14 protein-coding genes are annotated in these 14,783 nt (G+C 51.1%); 7 read left to right on the forward strand and 7 right to left on the reverse strand.

Annotated features, from left to right (window positions below):
• Nucleotides 1-3 precede the first annotated feature (3 nt).
• Nucleotides 4-855 (reverse strand): enoyl-[acyl-carrier-protein] reductase FabI, encoded by an 852-nt coding sequence (locus F457_RS0102535; protein WP_018979563.1) that lies wholly within the window; start codon nucleotides 853-855, stop codon nucleotides 4-6.
• A 168-nt stretch (nucleotides 856-1,023) separates the two neighbouring features.
• On the opposite strand from F457_RS0102535, the gene pdxH reads away from it, so the two are divergent.
• From pdxH to F457_RS0102560, 5 genes are all read left to right on the forward strand, one after another.
• Complete coding sequence (pdxH, locus tag F457_RS0102540; protein ID WP_018979564.1) at nucleotides 1,024-1,665, forward strand: pyridoxamine 5'-phosphate oxidase; 642 nt, start codon at nucleotides 1,024-1,026, stop codon at nucleotides 1,663-1,665.
• A gap of 188 nt (nucleotides 1,666-1,853) precedes the next feature.
• Complete coding sequence (locus F457_RS11975) at nucleotides 1,854-3,062, forward strand: 3-deoxy-D-manno-octulosonic acid transferase (RefSeq protein ID WP_040920715.1); 1,209 nt, start codon at nucleotides 1,854-1,856, stop codon at nucleotides 3,060-3,062.
• Nucleotides 3,063-3,064: 2 nt separating this feature from the next.
• Nucleotides 3,065-4,039, forward strand: a complete 975-nt coding sequence (gene lpxK, locus F457_RS0102550) for a tetraacyldisaccharide 4'-kinase (RefSeq protein WP_245539094.1) — start codon at nucleotides 3,065-3,067, stop codon at nucleotides 4,037-4,039.
• Between the two features lies 1 nt (nucleotide 4,040).
• On the forward strand, nucleotides 4,041-4,952 hold the full coding sequence (locus tag F457_RS0102555; protein ID WP_026294114.1) for a lysophospholipid acyltransferase family protein: 912 nt from the start codon (nucleotides 4,041-4,043) through the stop codon (nucleotides 4,950-4,952).
• A 171-nt stretch (nucleotides 4,953-5,123) separates the two neighbouring features.
• The gene (locus F457_RS0102560) at nucleotides 5,124-5,504 is read left to right on the forward strand and encodes a hypothetical protein (RefSeq protein ID WP_018979568.1); all 381 of its coding nucleotides are present in this window, start codon (nucleotides 5,124-5,126) and stop codon (nucleotides 5,502-5,504) included.
• 74 nt (nucleotides 5,505-5,578) lie between these two features.
• Here the strand turns inward: F457_RS0102560 and F457_RS0102565 are convergent, their stop codons facing one another.
• Complete coding sequence (locus F457_RS0102565; protein ID WP_245539095.1) at nucleotides 5,579-7,036, reverse strand: penicillin-binding protein activator; 1,458 nt, start codon at nucleotides 7,034-7,036, stop codon at nucleotides 5,579-5,581.
• Between F457_RS0102565 and rsmI the strand changes: the two genes are divergently transcribed.
• Nucleotides 7,021-7,902 carry a 16S rRNA (cytidine(1402)-2'-O)-methyltransferase gene (gene rsmI, locus F457_RS0102570; protein ID WP_211209030.1) on the forward strand — a complete coding sequence of 294 codons (882 nt, stop codon included), beginning with the start codon at nucleotides 7,021-7,023 and terminating at the stop codon, nucleotides 7,900-7,902. The two genes, F457_RS0102565 and rsmI, sit on opposite strands and share 16 nt — an antisense overlap.
• Nucleotides 7,903-7,906: 4 nt before the next feature.
• Here rsmI and F457_RS0102575 read toward each other — a convergent pair whose 3' ends face one another.
• From F457_RS0102575 to F457_RS0102585, 3 genes are all read right to left on the reverse strand, one after another.
• Entirely contained in the window at nucleotides 7,907-8,527 is a 621-nt protein-coding gene (locus F457_RS0102575) for a LolA family protein (protein WP_018979571.1), read from the reverse strand.
• Nucleotides 8,528-8,599: 72 nt separating this feature from the next.
• Complete coding sequence (locus F457_RS0102580; protein WP_018979572.1) at nucleotides 8,600-9,982, reverse strand: glutamate--cysteine ligase; 1,383 nt, start codon at nucleotides 9,980-9,982, stop codon at nucleotides 8,600-8,602.
• 174 nt (nucleotides 9,983-10,156) lie between these two features.
• A complete protein-coding gene (locus F457_RS0102585) occupies nucleotides 10,157-10,891 on the reverse strand; it encodes a 16S rRNA (uracil(1498)-N(3))-methyltransferase (protein WP_018979573.1) in 735 nt (244 codons plus the stop codon).
• Between the two features lie 91 nt (nucleotides 10,892-10,982).
• Between F457_RS0102585 and ubiA the strand changes: the two genes are divergently transcribed.
• A complete protein-coding gene (ubiA, locus tag F457_RS0102590; RefSeq protein WP_018979574.1) occupies nucleotides 10,983-11,900 on the forward strand; it encodes a 4-hydroxybenzoate octaprenyltransferase in 918 nt (305 codons plus the stop codon).
• A gap of 20 nt (nucleotides 11,901-11,920) precedes the next feature.
• Here ubiA and F457_RS0102595 read toward each other — a convergent pair whose 3' ends face one another.
• Together F457_RS0102595 and F457_RS0102600 are read right to left on the reverse strand one after the other, a co-directional pair.
• Nucleotides 11,921-13,324, reverse strand: a complete 1,404-nt coding sequence (locus tag F457_RS0102595; protein ID WP_018979575.1) for an MFS transporter — start codon at nucleotides 13,322-13,324, stop codon at nucleotides 11,921-11,923.
• A gap of 6 nt (nucleotides 13,325-13,330) precedes the next feature.
• A complete protein-coding gene (locus F457_RS0102600) occupies nucleotides 13,331-14,746 on the reverse strand; it encodes a sugar porter family MFS transporter (protein WP_018979576.1) in 1,416 nt (471 codons plus the stop codon).
• Nucleotides 14,747-14,783: the final 37 nt, after the last annotated feature.

The following is a 14,783-nucleotide window of genomic DNA, read 5'->3' on the forward strand; positions in this document are numbered from 1 at the left end:
GTTTTATTCTCCAGATGGTGCCGCAATGTCAGGAGCGTGAGGGTTTTTCATCCCAACGGTGTTGTACCCACAATCGACATGATGGATTTCACCCGTCACACCGCTTGAAAGGTCTGAAAGGAAATACATGCCAGACCCGCCAACATCTTTTAACGATACATTGCGCTCCATCGGTGCATTCAGCTGGTTCCACCGTAGAATATAGCGGAAAGCACCAATGCCATTAGCCGCAAGTGTCATAATAGGCCCAGCAGAAATTCCGTTTACGCGGATATCATCACGCCCCAGATCAGCAGCCATATAACGTACGGAAGCTTCCAGCGCAGCTTTGGCAACACCCATCACATTATAATGCGGCATCACACGCTCTGCTCCGAGATACGTCATCGTTAGCAATGACCCACCTGGATTCATCATCGCCGCCGCACGCCGTGCTACCGCCGTGAACGAGAAACAAGAAATATCCATCGCCTTTAAGAAGGCATCACGCGGCGTATCGACATAACGACCACGCAGATACTGCTTATCAGCCCACCCAATCGCGTGAAGGACAAAGTCAATCTTCCCCCACTCTTTCTCAATAGCGTCAAATGTCTCATTGATCGCTTCATCATCGCTGACATCACAAGGAAAAACCAGCGAGGACCCTACACTCTCAGCAAGAGGGCGTACCCGTTTACCCAGTGCATCACCTTGATAGGTGAAAGCCAGTTCAGCTCCCTGAGCGGCACAAGCACTCGCAATTGCCCAAGCTATCGAGCTTTTATTGGCAACACCCATGATCACACCGCGTTTCCCAGCCATTATGGTGCCTTTTGCTGGCTCCTTACTTGTATTGTCTTTCATTTCAGACATGTTCTACCATCCTCATGGTCATATATGATCATTTGCTGGAACAGGTGGTTGCACAAGCGTCGCCCCTGGACAAGAGTCGCTCTCTCTCGCAGGTGAGTTTTTTCGCTCTCTTTCGAGTTAGGGCACATTTATAGTGTCTTATTCGCATCACTCAAAAGGAGTTGAAAGATGACGGACTCTCCTTCTCACCATATTCCTAACCAGTCTCTTATTGATCTAAATGCTCATCCTTACCAGCTTTTTGCAGACTGGTTAGCAGAAGCTGAAATTCACGAACCCAACGATCCCAACGCCATGTCGGTTGCTACGGCAACGCCTGATGGGCGGCCTTCTGTTCGCATTTTGCTTCTCAAAGGTGTCGATGAACGTGGATTTGTTTTTTATACAAACAGCGAGAGTCGCAAGGGAGAGGAACTGCGTGATAACCCACATGCCGCTCTACTCTTCCACTGGAAATCACTGCGTCGGCAAATCCGCATCGAAGGGCCTGTTCAACCAGTCAGCGCTGACGAGACTGACCGTTATTTTGCAAGCCGGTCGCGCGTGTCGCGTCTTGGCGCTCTAGCTTCTGACCAATCACGCCCCCTCGCTGACCGCTCCATTTTTGAAGAGCGTCTCACTAAAGTTTCCGAAACTTATGGCGAAGATAGCCCTATTCCGCGTCCTCCGCATTGGCTCGGATATCGCGTCGTGCCAGAACGGTTCGAATTTTGGCAGGAACGTGCTTTCCGCCTTCATGATCGCGCAACCTGGACACGCCGCGCAACATCCACCGACCCTCAATGGGACGTCACACGCCTCTATCCTTAATTGTAATGCACAGGTAGCGGCTTCATACGACATGCCGCTACCTCTTATTTTACGCCATCTACCCAAATCTTTTTTTAAGCTTTAGAACACATCCCAAGAATACGTTTGACAGCGTTGAGCTTTGCATAGTGGCCTTTTTTTCTTTCTCTTCCACCCTCCCTCTCTTATGGCAAGGGTTTGGTGCTTTTATGGCACCTGTCCTAAGGCTCTATCTTACGCGTACCCTCCGTAAAAAAGGGGACGATGCCAGCCGCATTCCCGAAAGATATGGTATCCCCTCTCACATTCCGCGTGAATTTTACGCCAGTCGCCATGTCCTTTGGATTCATGCTGCAAGTGTCGGAGAAACACGCGCAAGCTTTCCTCTCATTGACGCACTCCTCTCTCAAAAAAGCGATTTATCTATTCTTTTTACAACAACGACGGCCACCGGTGCGCGTATCTGTGCACATCACCCAGCCTTTGGCGCGCGCCTCCAGCATCAATTTATTCCCTATGATACCCCTCTATGGGTGACGAAGTTTCTTAATTTCTGGTCGCCTTCTGGCGCGGTTTTTATTGAAAGCGAGCTTTGGCCAGGAATCATTGCAGCATGTAAGCGCCATGCCATTCCAACTATGGTAGCTAATGCACGCCTTTCAGACCGTAGCTTTCAACGCTGGCACCGCATTCCTTCTCTCTTCCAAGCGCTCTTTTGCAGCCTATCCTGGGTTTCCCCGCGAAGTTGTGAAGATAGGAAACGCTTTGAACAGCTTGGCTTTTCACGCTTCATGAAAGAGGGAGATATAAAGGAAGACTCTCCTGCTTTATCCTTTTGTCCAATCGAAGAACAGCGGCTAAGGCACCTCATTGGATCACGCCGCGTTTTTGTCGCGGCCTCCACCCATGAGGGCGAAGAAGAAATAATTGCTCAAGCCGTTCAACAGGCCACCATCCACCGCCCTGACATGCTCGCGATTATTGTGCCACGCCACCCAGAACGTGGCCCTTTGCTAGCGCAGAAACTCGCGGCCCCCTGCCGCTCTGCCGGGCAAGATCCGTCGCCTCTCTGCTCTTTATGGATCGCCGATACACTTGATGAACTTGGATTGTTTTTTCAGCTCGCCACCCACGCCTTTGTGGGCCATTCCTTGTGCGCTCCGGGAGGGGGGCATAACCCCTTAGAACCGTTACGCCAACACTGCCTTACTGCTACCGGCCCATATATGGGAAATTGGCGGGAAACCTGCCAAAAACTCGCTCCTTTTCTCACGATTGTTCACGATTCTACAGCCCTTGCCCAATGGCTTGCATCAGAAAGTCTCTTCCATTCCCCCCCTCAAAATAATAAGAACTTCTCGCGGGAGCTTGCCGCCCGTATTATAGACACAATTTTCACACACCCTGCTTCATTATGAAAATGCGTCCGCCCTCTTTTTGGCATCAGCCACCAAGTCTCGCGACAACATTACTGACGCCGCTTGCCGGAGCTGTACGTCTTCAAGGACAGAGGCGGTTGAAAAAACCCGCCTCACATGTAGCTGTACCCGTCTTATGCTGCGGGAATATTACAGTTGGCGGAACAGGAAAAACCCCTCTTACCCTTCATTTAGCGCGTCACCTACAAGCGAACGGTTATAACCCGCATATTCTTACAAAAGGGTATGGCGGGCGTTCAAAACAGCAGCGTCTTATCCTCCCCTCTGATGACCCTATCGATTGCGGAGATGAGACAATTCTCCTTGCCCGCCAAGCCCCTACATGGCGAGGGAAAAATAGAGTGGACAGCGCGCAAAGTGCTATTGCTCATGGAGCCGATTGTCTCATTCTAGATGATGGCCTCCAAGACCCATCACTCTATAAAGATGTGTCTATTCTCGTTATTGACGGCCCAGCAGGCTTGGGAAATGGCCTTATTCTCCCCGCTGGCCCTCTGCGCGAAACACTCGACAGTGCTCTTTCACGTATTCAGGCAGCTGTCATGATCGGCAAAGACCGCCATCATCTCTCTAAACACTTTCCTTCTCATATACCGCTCTTCAAGGCTGAGTTTTCACCCGGCCCAGAAATCCGAGATCTGGTAGGCAAGCAGTGCATTGCCTTCAGTGGGATTGGCCGACCCGAAAAATTTTTCACGATGCTCAAAGAAATGGGCGTGACAGTTATCCGCACGCTCTCTTTTCCTGATCATCATCTCTACACGCAGCGTGACCTTCACCGTCTGTCACAACTCGCCTCTCTCCCCGGCGTTACCCTTGTAACGACGGAAAAGGACGCCGTTAAGCTTCCTCAAGAATTCATTAAAAATATTAAAATCATTACCGTTGATCTTCTATGGCATGATGATACATCAGCGTCCTGCATTATAGATCAACTCTTTCCAAAGACCTTATGACATGAAGAAATTCTCTCAGAAGATAGAATATTATGCATTACTCCTATGCATAAATTTACTAAAACTCTTCAAACCAGAACACGCCTCTACAATAATGGGCACCCTATTGCGTATAATTGGCCCAATAGCACCATTATCTTCTATTGGAAGAGCTAATCTCAACCTAGCGTTCCCCCATCTGTCAAAACAGCAAAAAAAAGTGATTCTAAAGGAGTGTTGGGAAAACCTTGGTCGCACATTTGCAGAGCTCCCTCACATCCCAACATTACCTTATAACTCGTCATCAGGTGCGGGATGGTCTGTCGAAGGAGCCTGCTGGCTGGAAGAAGCCAAACTCAGCAAGCGACCCATCATCTTTTTTTCGGGCCATCTAGGGAATTGGGAGATTATGCCAACTGCTGTTGCGCATTTTGGGCTTCCATTTGCCTCTTTCTACCGGGCCCCCAACAATCCTTATGTTGACCGCCTTCTCTCTCAACTCCGCAAAAAAAATATTGGCCGTTCAGATATTCCCTCATTTCCCAAAGGAGCAAAAGGCGCGCGCGCTTCTATGCGCTATCTTTCCCAAGGGAATCATTTAGGTATTTTAGGCGATCAGAAAATGAATGATGGAATATGCGCCGACTTTTTTAGCCGTCCGACCATGACCGCACCAGCTGCAGCCGCCCTAGCCCTTAAATTTAATGCACTGATTGTCACCGGCTATGTCCGCCGAGAAGGCCCCGCCCGTCTGGTTTTGGAAGTATCTCCTCCGTTTGACCCTCACTCATATGCTCTTCCTTCCCAAAAACGGCATGATACCATTCAAAAAGTTACGCAAATTCTTAATGATCGTTTGCAAGAATGGATTACCAACCGCCCGGGCGAATGGCTTTGGTTGCATCGTCGGTGGGACAAAAAGCTTTACCATTAAAACAAATCTGCCATGCACAAAGAACATGGTAGATTTGCAACACCTAGAATTCTTCGTCGCGAATATCTCTTTTTACAATTGAGAAAGCCTCCATCCTCCTCCAAGCTCATAATAGATGTCAGCCATAAACGGAGTGAATAGCTCACTCTCTGTTCGGAAGAGGATATCCTGATGGCACAGAAGGCTTTTCTTAACACGCGCTCTCTAACCACGTCGCATCAGACGAGTATCTGTGAAGTAATTCCTCTTCGGCAGCGTATTCTCCCACGCCATAAAGACTATCTCATGCGTTGGCTTGAAGCTGGTGAAGCTATGGGGTTGCTGGATGCCGCTGTTGATACTCTTTCATCCTCTCCCATACCCTATGAAGTAGCCGAGCAGGTACTTATCTGGGTTCGAGAAAACGCAGAACCAGCCTATATTGTTCGTCCTGAAGGGCGAGGCTGGGTACTGATTGACCATCTGCGTGACCGTGAAATTGGACGCTACGTCAATTTTACGACAGCACTTCGCACCATTCGACCTGTACTGCCACTTAACGAACAAGCGTAAAACGATTTAGCGTTTTATACTGAGAAGAAAAACGACCCCTAGAGGCCGTTTTTCTTTTGTCCCCTATGCTCCTCTTAAGGGGTAAAGGATGTTTTTGTCAGCCCATCGGTCACCTTGGGAGCCACCCTTCCTTGCACCGGAGCGGGCAAAGCCTGCACGGGCGCATTTACTTGGAAATGTCGCGACGGAGGGATGACAAGCTGTCCTCCACCTCCTGGAAGAATCTGATAAATCCCAAGATCACGCAGCACACGCCCATCAGCTTTTAACCGGAACACACCATTCACGCCCATAAAGCCATCTGGACGCGTCAAACTCGCTGTATCCAACGCATTCTGACGGGTTAATGCTGCAGCTAATGCAACCGAATCATAGGCAAAGTCCGTCACAGGTGACGGCGCATGTTGATACACCGCTTGATAACGCTGCACATAACCACTTCTCTGTTTCGGATCGAATGCTACGTACCAAGCTCCTCGTAATTCTCCTAGCTTCCCGTCAAATGAACGCCAGAGCATAGGCCCTAAAATACGCACGGCTGATAGCGAATCGATTTGGTCATTTTTAAGAGACGTAATCACACGTGCCAAATTCAGGCCCGTATCTCCCAACAATAAAGCATCAAAAGGAGGCGGTGCAATCACTCCCCCTCCGTTCGCCGGCGCCACTCCTCCAGGAGTCGTCGGTGACACAGTTCCATCATTCGTCGAATCGGGAACGGGATTGATTGCTGAGGGCTGGTTATCATCTGCACTATTAGAAGAAGTATATGTTTGCTGAGGCGCTCTGCGCGCTGAAATGGCCGATAGATCTGCCATTTTTGTTGCAATATCCTCAGGCTGATCAGTATGGAAAACAATCTTAGGAGGTTCCAAATTGGCCTCCTGACAGGCTGCGGCAAGCCCCTCTCCCATCGCATGCCCCAATGCTGTATCGGGAAGGAAGGCAGCAAAATGTTTGCGTCCATCAGCAATCGACGCATCTACAAGGCGATGCACCTGTTGCTCTGGTGTTAGACCCATCGTCCATACACCCGGACGGGCTTGCTGCACGTCACTCGTAAACGCCAATTCAGGCACATGAGCAGGCTGGACAATGTCTGCAACCTGGGCCGTTTCTCCTGCCGTAAGAGGCCCTGTCACGATACGATCTTTTGCGGCCAACGCGGCTTGGGCGGCTTTAATGGCTCCACCGGGCTGAGCGCTATCAAAAATATCAAGCCCAGGCTTTTGTCCTTCAGGCAGCGCCAGACGCGCCGCTTCCCGCATGCGTAATCCAATCGCGGCCCTTGGCCCCGTTAATGGAAGGATCAGGCCAATCCGTTGCTCACCTGTGGAAGTCTGGTTTTGGTTATTCATCGAGATAGGAGACTGAGAAAATGGCTTCTCATGCTCACCTGAACACGCATTTAATGTCATCAAAACACCGGCCATCAGGGCCAGTTTCCAATTCTGCCCCTTGCCGTGTGATCGTCTATCACGGCAATAAGGAGCAGAGCGGCTCACCGAGGATACCGATGTCTGAAAAACCATATAATACTCCTAGAAATGAACACTCTTCTTGCGGACAACTTATGTTAGTCGCAACGCCTATTGGCAATCTTGCTGATATATCGGCGCGCGCTTTAGATAGTTTACGAGAAGCTGATGCAATTTTGTGTGAAGATACACGCGTTACAACGAAACTTATCCGCCATTATGGTATTACCAATACACTGATTCCGGTTCATGACCATAATGAGCAAGACAGAATCCCTTCTCTTATAGCGCGTTTACATAATGGAGAACGGCTCGCTTTTGTCTCAGATGCAGGCACACCCATTGTCTCAGACCCCGGCTATCGCCTTGTGCGAGCAGCCCTGCAAGCTGGCCTAGCCGTTACGTCCCTTCCGGGTGCCAATGCGGCCATCACAGCACTGACACTTTCTGGCCTACCTCCGATTCCCTTTATGTTCCTTGGGTTTCCCGCACGAGGGGAAGCACGCAAGCATCATTTTGCGTCCCTCCGTGCACAGGAGCAAGCTGGACTGGCCGCAACACTGGTTTGGTACGAATCGCCTCATCGCTTATGCGACACACTCGACACCTTAAAAGATGTTTTCGGTGAAAAACGCGAGGCGGCCGTTGGGCGTGAACTCTCTAAACGCTTTGAAGAAATGGTTCGTGGATCTCTTGCTGAGGTCGCTGCCCACTTCCGCCAAAACGCTCCTCGCGGAGAGATTACGCTCTTACTTGGCCCCCCACCCGCTGATGACACGGGCGCGCAAGACCTCGATCAGGCGCTCACAGAAGCTTTGCGTACTCATTCCGTCAAAGACGCAGCAACCCTTGTCGCAGGAATGGTCAACCTTCCTAAGCGCACAGTCTATAGCCGCGCCCTCGAACTTTCACGTAAGTAAGAGGTTATTCATCGTCCTTAGGCAGAGCAAACTCCTTGGCATCAACCGGGACACCCGTCTGCACCTCTGAGAGATGGATGCGCGTCTGTCGCCCTTGTGCATCCACAACGTTCCAGCCCTGTAGCGCAAGAGGATGAGCTGTAAAGAATAAGGTTAGCTCTCCTTCGCTGGGGCTTTCCGTTCTCACCACATGCAGCTCAATCTGCCCTTTTTGTTGATGATATCCTGTGATTGTCACATCACCCGAAAAATGCGGATGAGGACGCAGTAACAACCCTAGCGGAGTACGATCCAAAGGCATGGTCGTCACTTGGTCAATGCTAGTATCTTGGAAGACCATCCGTCCTTCATTAGCAACAACGGATAAAGGACTCGGGGCGTCATAGGTAAAGCGCATCCGTCCCGGGCGCGCCACAAGCACAGTCCCGTGGCTTGTCTGCCCATCGGCAGAACTCACCTGCTCAAAGCGCGCTTGAAAACTCTCTGTCTGAGAGAGCGTGTCTTCAATATGATGAACGATCGTTTGCTGCGGGGCCGTCAAAGCGACTTCAGCGTGAGCTTGTGGCACCATAAGAGCACCACTTGAAAAGCTCAATGCAGACGCTAAGAACACACGTTTCATCATATGATCATTTCCCTACAAATGATAAGCACTTAAAGAAGAGCCAACCGCATTGCCGGCTTTCTTCTCATCCTATTAGATCTGCGCCTCTTTAAAGATAGGCCGAACATCACCCTGCCACGCCGTTTGATAACGATTCAGCCAATGCTCCGCTTGCGTTGGCGCCCCGTCTGCTATGGCATGAAGTGGTGCTAAGAGCGACTGCTCATCCAACTGACGCGCGACCAAACCCTGCTCAGCCAAAGCCAAAACACGCCGTGCCAAGGCCCGCAACCCGCCAGAAGGGAATGGTGCATCCATCGCTAATCGCGCGGCATCAGTCCGTAAGTTATGATACACATCCCAAGGCTGTTCACGCACCAAGGCCTCAGCAGCCTCTAATGTCGCAGAATCATACAACAAACCGACCCAAAACGCGGACTGTGCCACCATCATATCGGGTCGTCCCGCATCAGCTCCACGCATCTCCAAAAACTGCTTTAATCTCACATCTGGAAAAGCCGTCGTTAGATGGTCTTCAAAATCCCCAACCGTTGGCGTCAGTCCTGCGAGAGGGGCCTGCGGCTCTCCTGCAAGCCAACGACGGAACGAACAACCCGCCACGTCGATATTCCGCCCATCACGTTGAACAAAATACATCGGCACATCGAGCAACCAATCAACATAGCGCTCAAATCCGAACCCTTCCTCAAAGAAGAGAGGCGGCTGGCCACTACGCTGATTGTCTGTATCCAACCATGTCCGACCACGATTAGAGAGCCACCCCGTCGGCTTCCCTTCAATGAACGGTGAATTCGCCATAAGAGCAGTAATAAGAGGCTGCAACGCTAAAGAGACACGCATCTTACGTGCCATGTCGGCTTCATTGCTAAAATCCAGATTAACTTGAACGGTGCATGTGCGTTGCATCATGTCTAAGCCACGTTGCCCCACTTTCGGCATATACCGACGCATAATCGCATAACGGCTTTTAGGCATCCATGGCAGCTCAGCACGTGACCATAAAGGCTGAAAACCCAACGGGGCAAAACCTAAACCAAGCTGCTCCATCGGTTCTCTCAACGCAGTGAAATGATCCATCATTTCACACTGGGTATCATGCACTGTTTTTAAAGGCGCACCAGAGAGTTCAAATTGACCTGCAGGCTCCAGCGAAACCGACGCGCCCTTATGCGCCTCTACGCCCTTCAAACCAATAAGAGCATCGCCATCATAAATAGGCTGCCAAGGCCCTGCCGCTAAGTTTTCCAGCAGAGCCTGAATACCTTTGGGGGTATAGGGAGGAGCCGAAAAAGCAGGACGTCCCTCACCAGCATCGTCAGGCTGCACAAAACCAAACTTTTCATGCTCCGTTCCGATGCGCCAATCCTGCTTGGGTTTACAGCCTTGCGCCAGGACTTCAACAAGTTGAGCGCGATGATCAATCGGTGTCGTGTCGTTCTGGCCAGGATTGGACATTCTTTATGCAACCTTAAATAGCGTAACGTGGTGAGCTGAGATTCACATGACAGCTCTTTGTTCGACCGAGGCCAAACTATCTCATACGGCCTTATCAGCTTCGTTTGTGTAATCCTATACCCCTATCGCTCATTTAACGCTGATAGAAGCCAGAATAAACCAAACAACACTTATTTAGTGTGCCGCCCCCCGACGTCTGACGTCAAGCTGAGAAAGTCCTGCACAAACAGCTGTTTCGGCACGTAACACGAGAGCACCAAGGGAAAAACATCGTACCGCTTCGTGCGTTGTAAGGCGACGTATCTCTTCCTCAGAAAAGCCTCCCTCTGGGCCAATGAGTAAGGCTTCACTATCGCTAGAGGCGAGCCCTTCCCCCTCTCGTTCCAGCGCAACGGAGAGTGGACGTCTCGCCGGCCAACGTGCGAGAAGAGCCGCTAACGGCTCCATCGGCACAATATCGGGCACGTCTAAACGCTCACATTGTTCGGCAGCTTCCTGCGCGATGAGGGATAATCGCTCATAATTAAGACGGTGCGTGTTAGTTCTAGCCGTCACAATAGGACGAAAACGCGTTACACCAAGCTCCGTTCCCATCCGAATGACAAGCTCTGTCGCATCACGCTTAAGTGGGGAAAACAGCAGCTCAACCCCATCCGTTTCTTGCTGTAGCCGTTCCTGCGTCAAAAGGCGCACTACTCCGCTATGACGTTTTAGCTCCTTGATCTGAGCAGACCATTCCCCATCCCGGCCATTAAAGAGCCTTACCAGATGGTCAGGCTGAAGACGCATCACTTTACCCAGATAGTGCGCTTGCCCACCGGTGAGAGAAACATCATGGCCTTCCTGCCAAGCGGGGCCATCTGCAACACAATAAAGACGAGGATCCATACGAGTCATACGTTGAGGCATACCGCCTTCCCCGCTGTGAGGCCAGCCTCTTCTGGTAAGAACGTTACCTCTTTGCGTTGACGCGCCGCTTATTCTGACAGATGACGTAAGAATGCCTGATCATTCTTCCCATACTGATATACGTCGTGACGGCTTGATCGCACATCTTGCTGAACCATGGCAGTCTTACGCTCTTCTCGCCCGGCTTGATCGTCCCGTTGGGAGCTGGTTACTTTTTCTCCCCGGTGTGTTCGGCATTTTTCTGCCAGCAGAAGGGGCCTCTCTTAAAATACGTTTCTTCTACACGGCACTCTTTGCCATAGGCTCCGTTGCCATGCGCTCTGCAGGTTGCGTCGTGAATGACATCTGGGATCGTGATATTGACCGCCATGTATCACGCACAGCTGGTCGCCCCCTTGCGAGCGGAGCTTTGACCCTCCGTCAGGCCTTGTCCCTTCTCACATGCCTTTTACTCATTGGGCTTGCGGTTTTACTCGCTCTACCACCAATATGTTGGGCCTTAGCACCGATTGCCCTGCTCCTCGTTGCCCTCTATCCCGCTGCTAAACGCGTCACCTGGTGGCCTCAACTGGTTATGGGCTTTACGTTCGGATTCGGAGCGCCAATGGGCTATGTCGCCAGCCACGGTACGTTTGATTCTCGCGGCTGGGCCCTCTACATGGGCGTCGTGATGTGGCAGCTTGGCTTTGACACAATTTATGGCTTCCAAGATATGGAGGACGATGCACGAATCGGTGTTAAATCGACCTCACAACGTATGTTGACTATGGCTAAACCATTTATATGTGGTTGCTATATCCTCACACTCATTCTCTTTGGCTGGAGCGCCTCCGCTGCATCTCTCAGCCCTTATTTCTGGATTGGCTTTGCCCCTGCTGCTCTCTGGCTGCTCTATCAAGGCATCACGCTAGAGCCACACGATGCACCAGCCTGCCTAAAAGACTTCCGACAAAATATCCCCATCGGCATTCTTTTAGCGATCGGCTTTATCATGGGGCGTCTCATATAAAAACGCCCCATGATCATTCCTTACGAAACCTTACTGACCTTAAACCAAGCGCGAGCAGCACTCAGCAGTGCGCCACTTGCTGCGACACAAGCCGCCGCGCCTAGGCAGATAAAGGCAGGATGAGGAAAAATCGTAAACAGACCCGCTACTAATAATGCACCCGTTGTTTGACCCGATAAACGTGAGACTGACAGCATACCGCTCGCCCCCCCTTCACGTCCTGGAGGCGCTGTCACCATAATCGCGCGATTATTAGGCGGTTGAAACAGACCGAACCCCAAACCAGCCACTAGGGTGCGCCAAGCAATAGCGCTATTGCTCGCCTCTGGGGATAAAGTCCACAACAGAACAAACCCTATCGCCGTTACAAGCAACCCTAAAGACGACAGCATTGAGGCCGGGAAGCGGTCTGCCACACGTCCAACAATAAAGGACATAGACGCAACACCAATCGCCCAAGGAGCAATCAGCAAACCAACGGTCGCTGGGTTACGGTGGAAGGCTTCAGTAAGGGTAAAGGGCATCGCAACGATATAAAGGTTGGACGCTACAAAACCAGAAAATCCCACAAGGCAGGCAATGAGAAATGGCCCTCTTTTAAGAAGATCCAACGGCACAATCGGTTCGACATGATCTCTTTGCCAACGAAGCAATAAAGCCCAGCACACGATACTGCCGACTGTTAAGCCAATACCTGGCACAAAATCGCCATGCATCAAGCTATCTAAGCCAATTCCAGTCAGCGCAAAAGAAGCAACCGTCAGCAACGACCCTGGAATATCAACCTTCAACGCACTCCGTGGCGTTTTGGGCAAAGCCATACTGGAAAGAATGAACGCTAACCCGCCTAGAGGTAAATTCACCCAGAAAATCCACGGCCATGACGAAACTGACAGAATGAAAGAACCAATCGTAGGGCCAAGCGCAACCCCTAAGCCAACGAAAAGACCATTAATCGCAATACCGCGCCCAAGGAGCTTATGTGGATAGATAAAGCGCACCAAGGCAATATTGACGCTCATAACGCAAGAACCACCAATACCCTGCAACGCACGTGCGAGCGTGATCTCCAGCATCGTATGAGACAGAGCGCAGGCAGCAGAAGCGACCAGGAACAATAAGATCCCTATCTGGCTCATACGCCCAAAACCAATACGCGCCCCCAAAGCAGCCAAGGGGAGCAGGCAGGATAAATTGGCGAGCTGATACGCGTTAACGACCCAAATCGCTTGAGAAGGGTCAGAATGGAGGTCTGTCGCAATACTCGGCAAGGCAACATTGGCAACAGAATAATCAAGAATGGATAAAAGCAGAGCCAGTAAGACAGCCGTCATCGCCTTAATACGCTGCGCTCCATAAAGCCCAGCATGGCGTTCCGGGTCGTATTCTCCTTCCAGACTAGGGTCTGCCTTACTGGCTACCATGACAGATTATTCTCCTAATTGACGCAGGGGCTTGCCTGCAAAAAGATTAGTCTCGATTTTTTCCAATGATGCGCCACGCGTTTCAGGCACAAACCCCAACGTGATCAAAAGAAAGACACCATTAAATGCGGCAAAGAGGACAAACGTCCAAGAGGCTCCGGCCGCGACCATTAAAAGCGGGAAAAGACTGGAAATAACCCAGTTCGCAGCCCAGTTCGTCACTGTTGAACAACCAATCCCGAAATCACGTCCGCGTGTTGGTTGCACCTCCGAGCACAAAGCCCAGACGAGCGGTCCTTCCCCAATGGCAAAGCCTGCAACAAAGAGCAAAATAAGACCGCAGAGCACGATAGCCGTCATGGTATCCTGATGGCCTAAGGCCAGAATCCCAGCGACCCCTAAAAGCGATACCGCCACAACAATGCAGCTTGTCAGCAGCAACGGACGCCGCCCCCAACGGTCAGCGAACATAATCGCCACCGCTGTAAAGGCCATATTCGTCAAACCAACGAGCGTTGTCGCCCAGACCGACGCATTCGTGCCAAAATGAGCAGCTTGGAAAACCCGCGGCGCATAGTAAAGAAGCGCATTAATACCGCTTAATTGCTGCATAACCTGCAAGATAACGCCTAGGAATACAGAGCGTTTGAAGTTTCTATTGCTCCGAAAAAGGCCAAAACCAGAATCACTGTTTTTTGCTAGACGGCCTTGAATATCCTGTAATTCTGCTTCTGCAACTTCTTCATCAGACCGCAACACATGCAGCACTTTGCGTGCGCGATCATGCTCGCCCCGCATCATGAGCCAGCGCGGGCTATGGGGAAGAATGAGCACAACCAAAATAAATAAAATGGCTGGAACGGCCATAACACCGAGCATCCAACGCCAATGCCCACCTGCTGAGAGAAGACTATCGGAGATAAAAGCGAGGAAAATCCCTAAAGCGACCATCAGCTGATAGAGAGAAATCATCGCTCCACGAGCCGATTCAACGGTAATCTCAGAAATATACAACGGAGCAGCGAAAGCAGCGACCCCGACGGCAAGTCCCAAAAAAATACGCCCGATCACAAGCATGCTCACCCCAGGAGCAAGGGCGCATAATAACGTCCCAGCTAGGAAGAGGACACCTGCCCCAAACATGGCGCCTGTCCGCCCGAATGTCACCGAGATACGCCCAGCAAACGCAGAGCCGAAGGCCGCTCCGGCCATCATGGAAGAGACAATCCAGCCCTGCATCGCAGTGCTCGCGTGGAAGTCAACCGCAATGAAAGGCAAAGCCCCCGCGACAACCCCTGTATCAAGACCAAACATCAGTCCTGATAGAGCCGCCAAAATTCCCAAAACAGTGGCACGCGCTGTACTTCTTTGTGCTGCTGCCTCTCCCTCATGACGGGGAGTTGTTGGCGTTACCCCTACCATACTCTCTCTCTTTCCTTAGCAAGCTCTCCCCCGTATC

Origin of the sequence: Saccharibacter floricola DSM 15669 (assembly GCF_000378165.1) — a bacterium.
GTDB lineage: Bacteria > Pseudomonadota > Alphaproteobacteria > Acetobacterales > Acetobacteraceae > Saccharibacter > Saccharibacter floricola.

Excerpts from the sequence above, each read along its gene's own strand:
- pdxH (WP_018979564.1), top strand. The coding sequence starts at position 1,024 with ATGACGGACTCTCCTTCTCACCATATTCCTAACCAGTCTCTTATTGAT.
- rsmI (WP_211209030.1), top strand. The coding sequence starts at position 7,021 with ATGTCTGAAAAACCATATAATACTCCTAGAAATGAACACTCTTCTTGC.
- F457_RS0102600 (WP_018979576.1), bottom strand. The coding sequence starts at position 14,746 with ATGGTAGGGGTAACGCCAACAACTCCCCGTCATGAGGGAGAGGCAGCA.
- F457_RS0102580 (WP_018979572.1), bottom strand. The coding sequence starts at position 9,982 with ATGTCCAATCCTGGCCAGAACGACACGACACCGATTGATCATCGCGCT.
- F457_RS0102560 (WP_018979568.1), top strand. The coding sequence starts at position 5,124 with ATGGCACAGAAGGCTTTTCTTAACACGCGCTCTCTAACCACGTCGCAT.
- F457_RS0102535 (WP_018979563.1), bottom strand. The coding sequence starts at position 855 with ATGTCTGAAATGAAAGACAATACAAGTAAGGAGCCAGCAAAAGGCACC.
- F457_RS0102585 (WP_018979573.1), bottom strand. The coding sequence starts at position 10,891 with ATGCCTCAACGTATGACTCGTATGGATCCTCGTCTTTATTGTGTTGCA.
- ubiA (WP_018979574.1), top strand. The coding sequence starts at position 10,983 with ATGCCTGATCATTCTTCCCATACTGATATACGTCGTGACGGCTTGATC.
- F457_RS0102555 (WP_026294114.1), top strand. The coding sequence starts at position 4,041 with ATGAAGAAATTCTCTCAGAAGATAGAATATTATGCATTACTCCTATGC.
- F457_RS0102565 (WP_245539095.1), bottom strand. The coding sequence starts at position 7,036 with ATGGTTTTTCAGACATCGGTATCCTCGGTGAGCCGCTCTGCTCCTTAT.
- lpxK (WP_245539094.1), top strand. The coding sequence starts at position 3,065 with ATGCGTCCGCCCTCTTTTTGGCATCAGCCACCAAGTCTCGCGACAACA.
- F457_RS11975 (WP_040920715.1), top strand. The coding sequence starts at position 1,854 with ATGGCACCTGTCCTAAGGCTCTATCTTACGCGTACCCTCCGTAAAAAA.
- F457_RS0102595 (WP_018979575.1), bottom strand. The coding sequence starts at position 13,324 with ATGGTAGCCAGTAAGGCAGACCCTAGTCTGGAAGGAGAATACGACCCG.
- F457_RS0102575 (WP_018979571.1), bottom strand. The coding sequence starts at position 8,527 with ATGATGAAACGTGTGTTCTTAGCGTCTGCATTGAGCTTTTCAAGTGGT.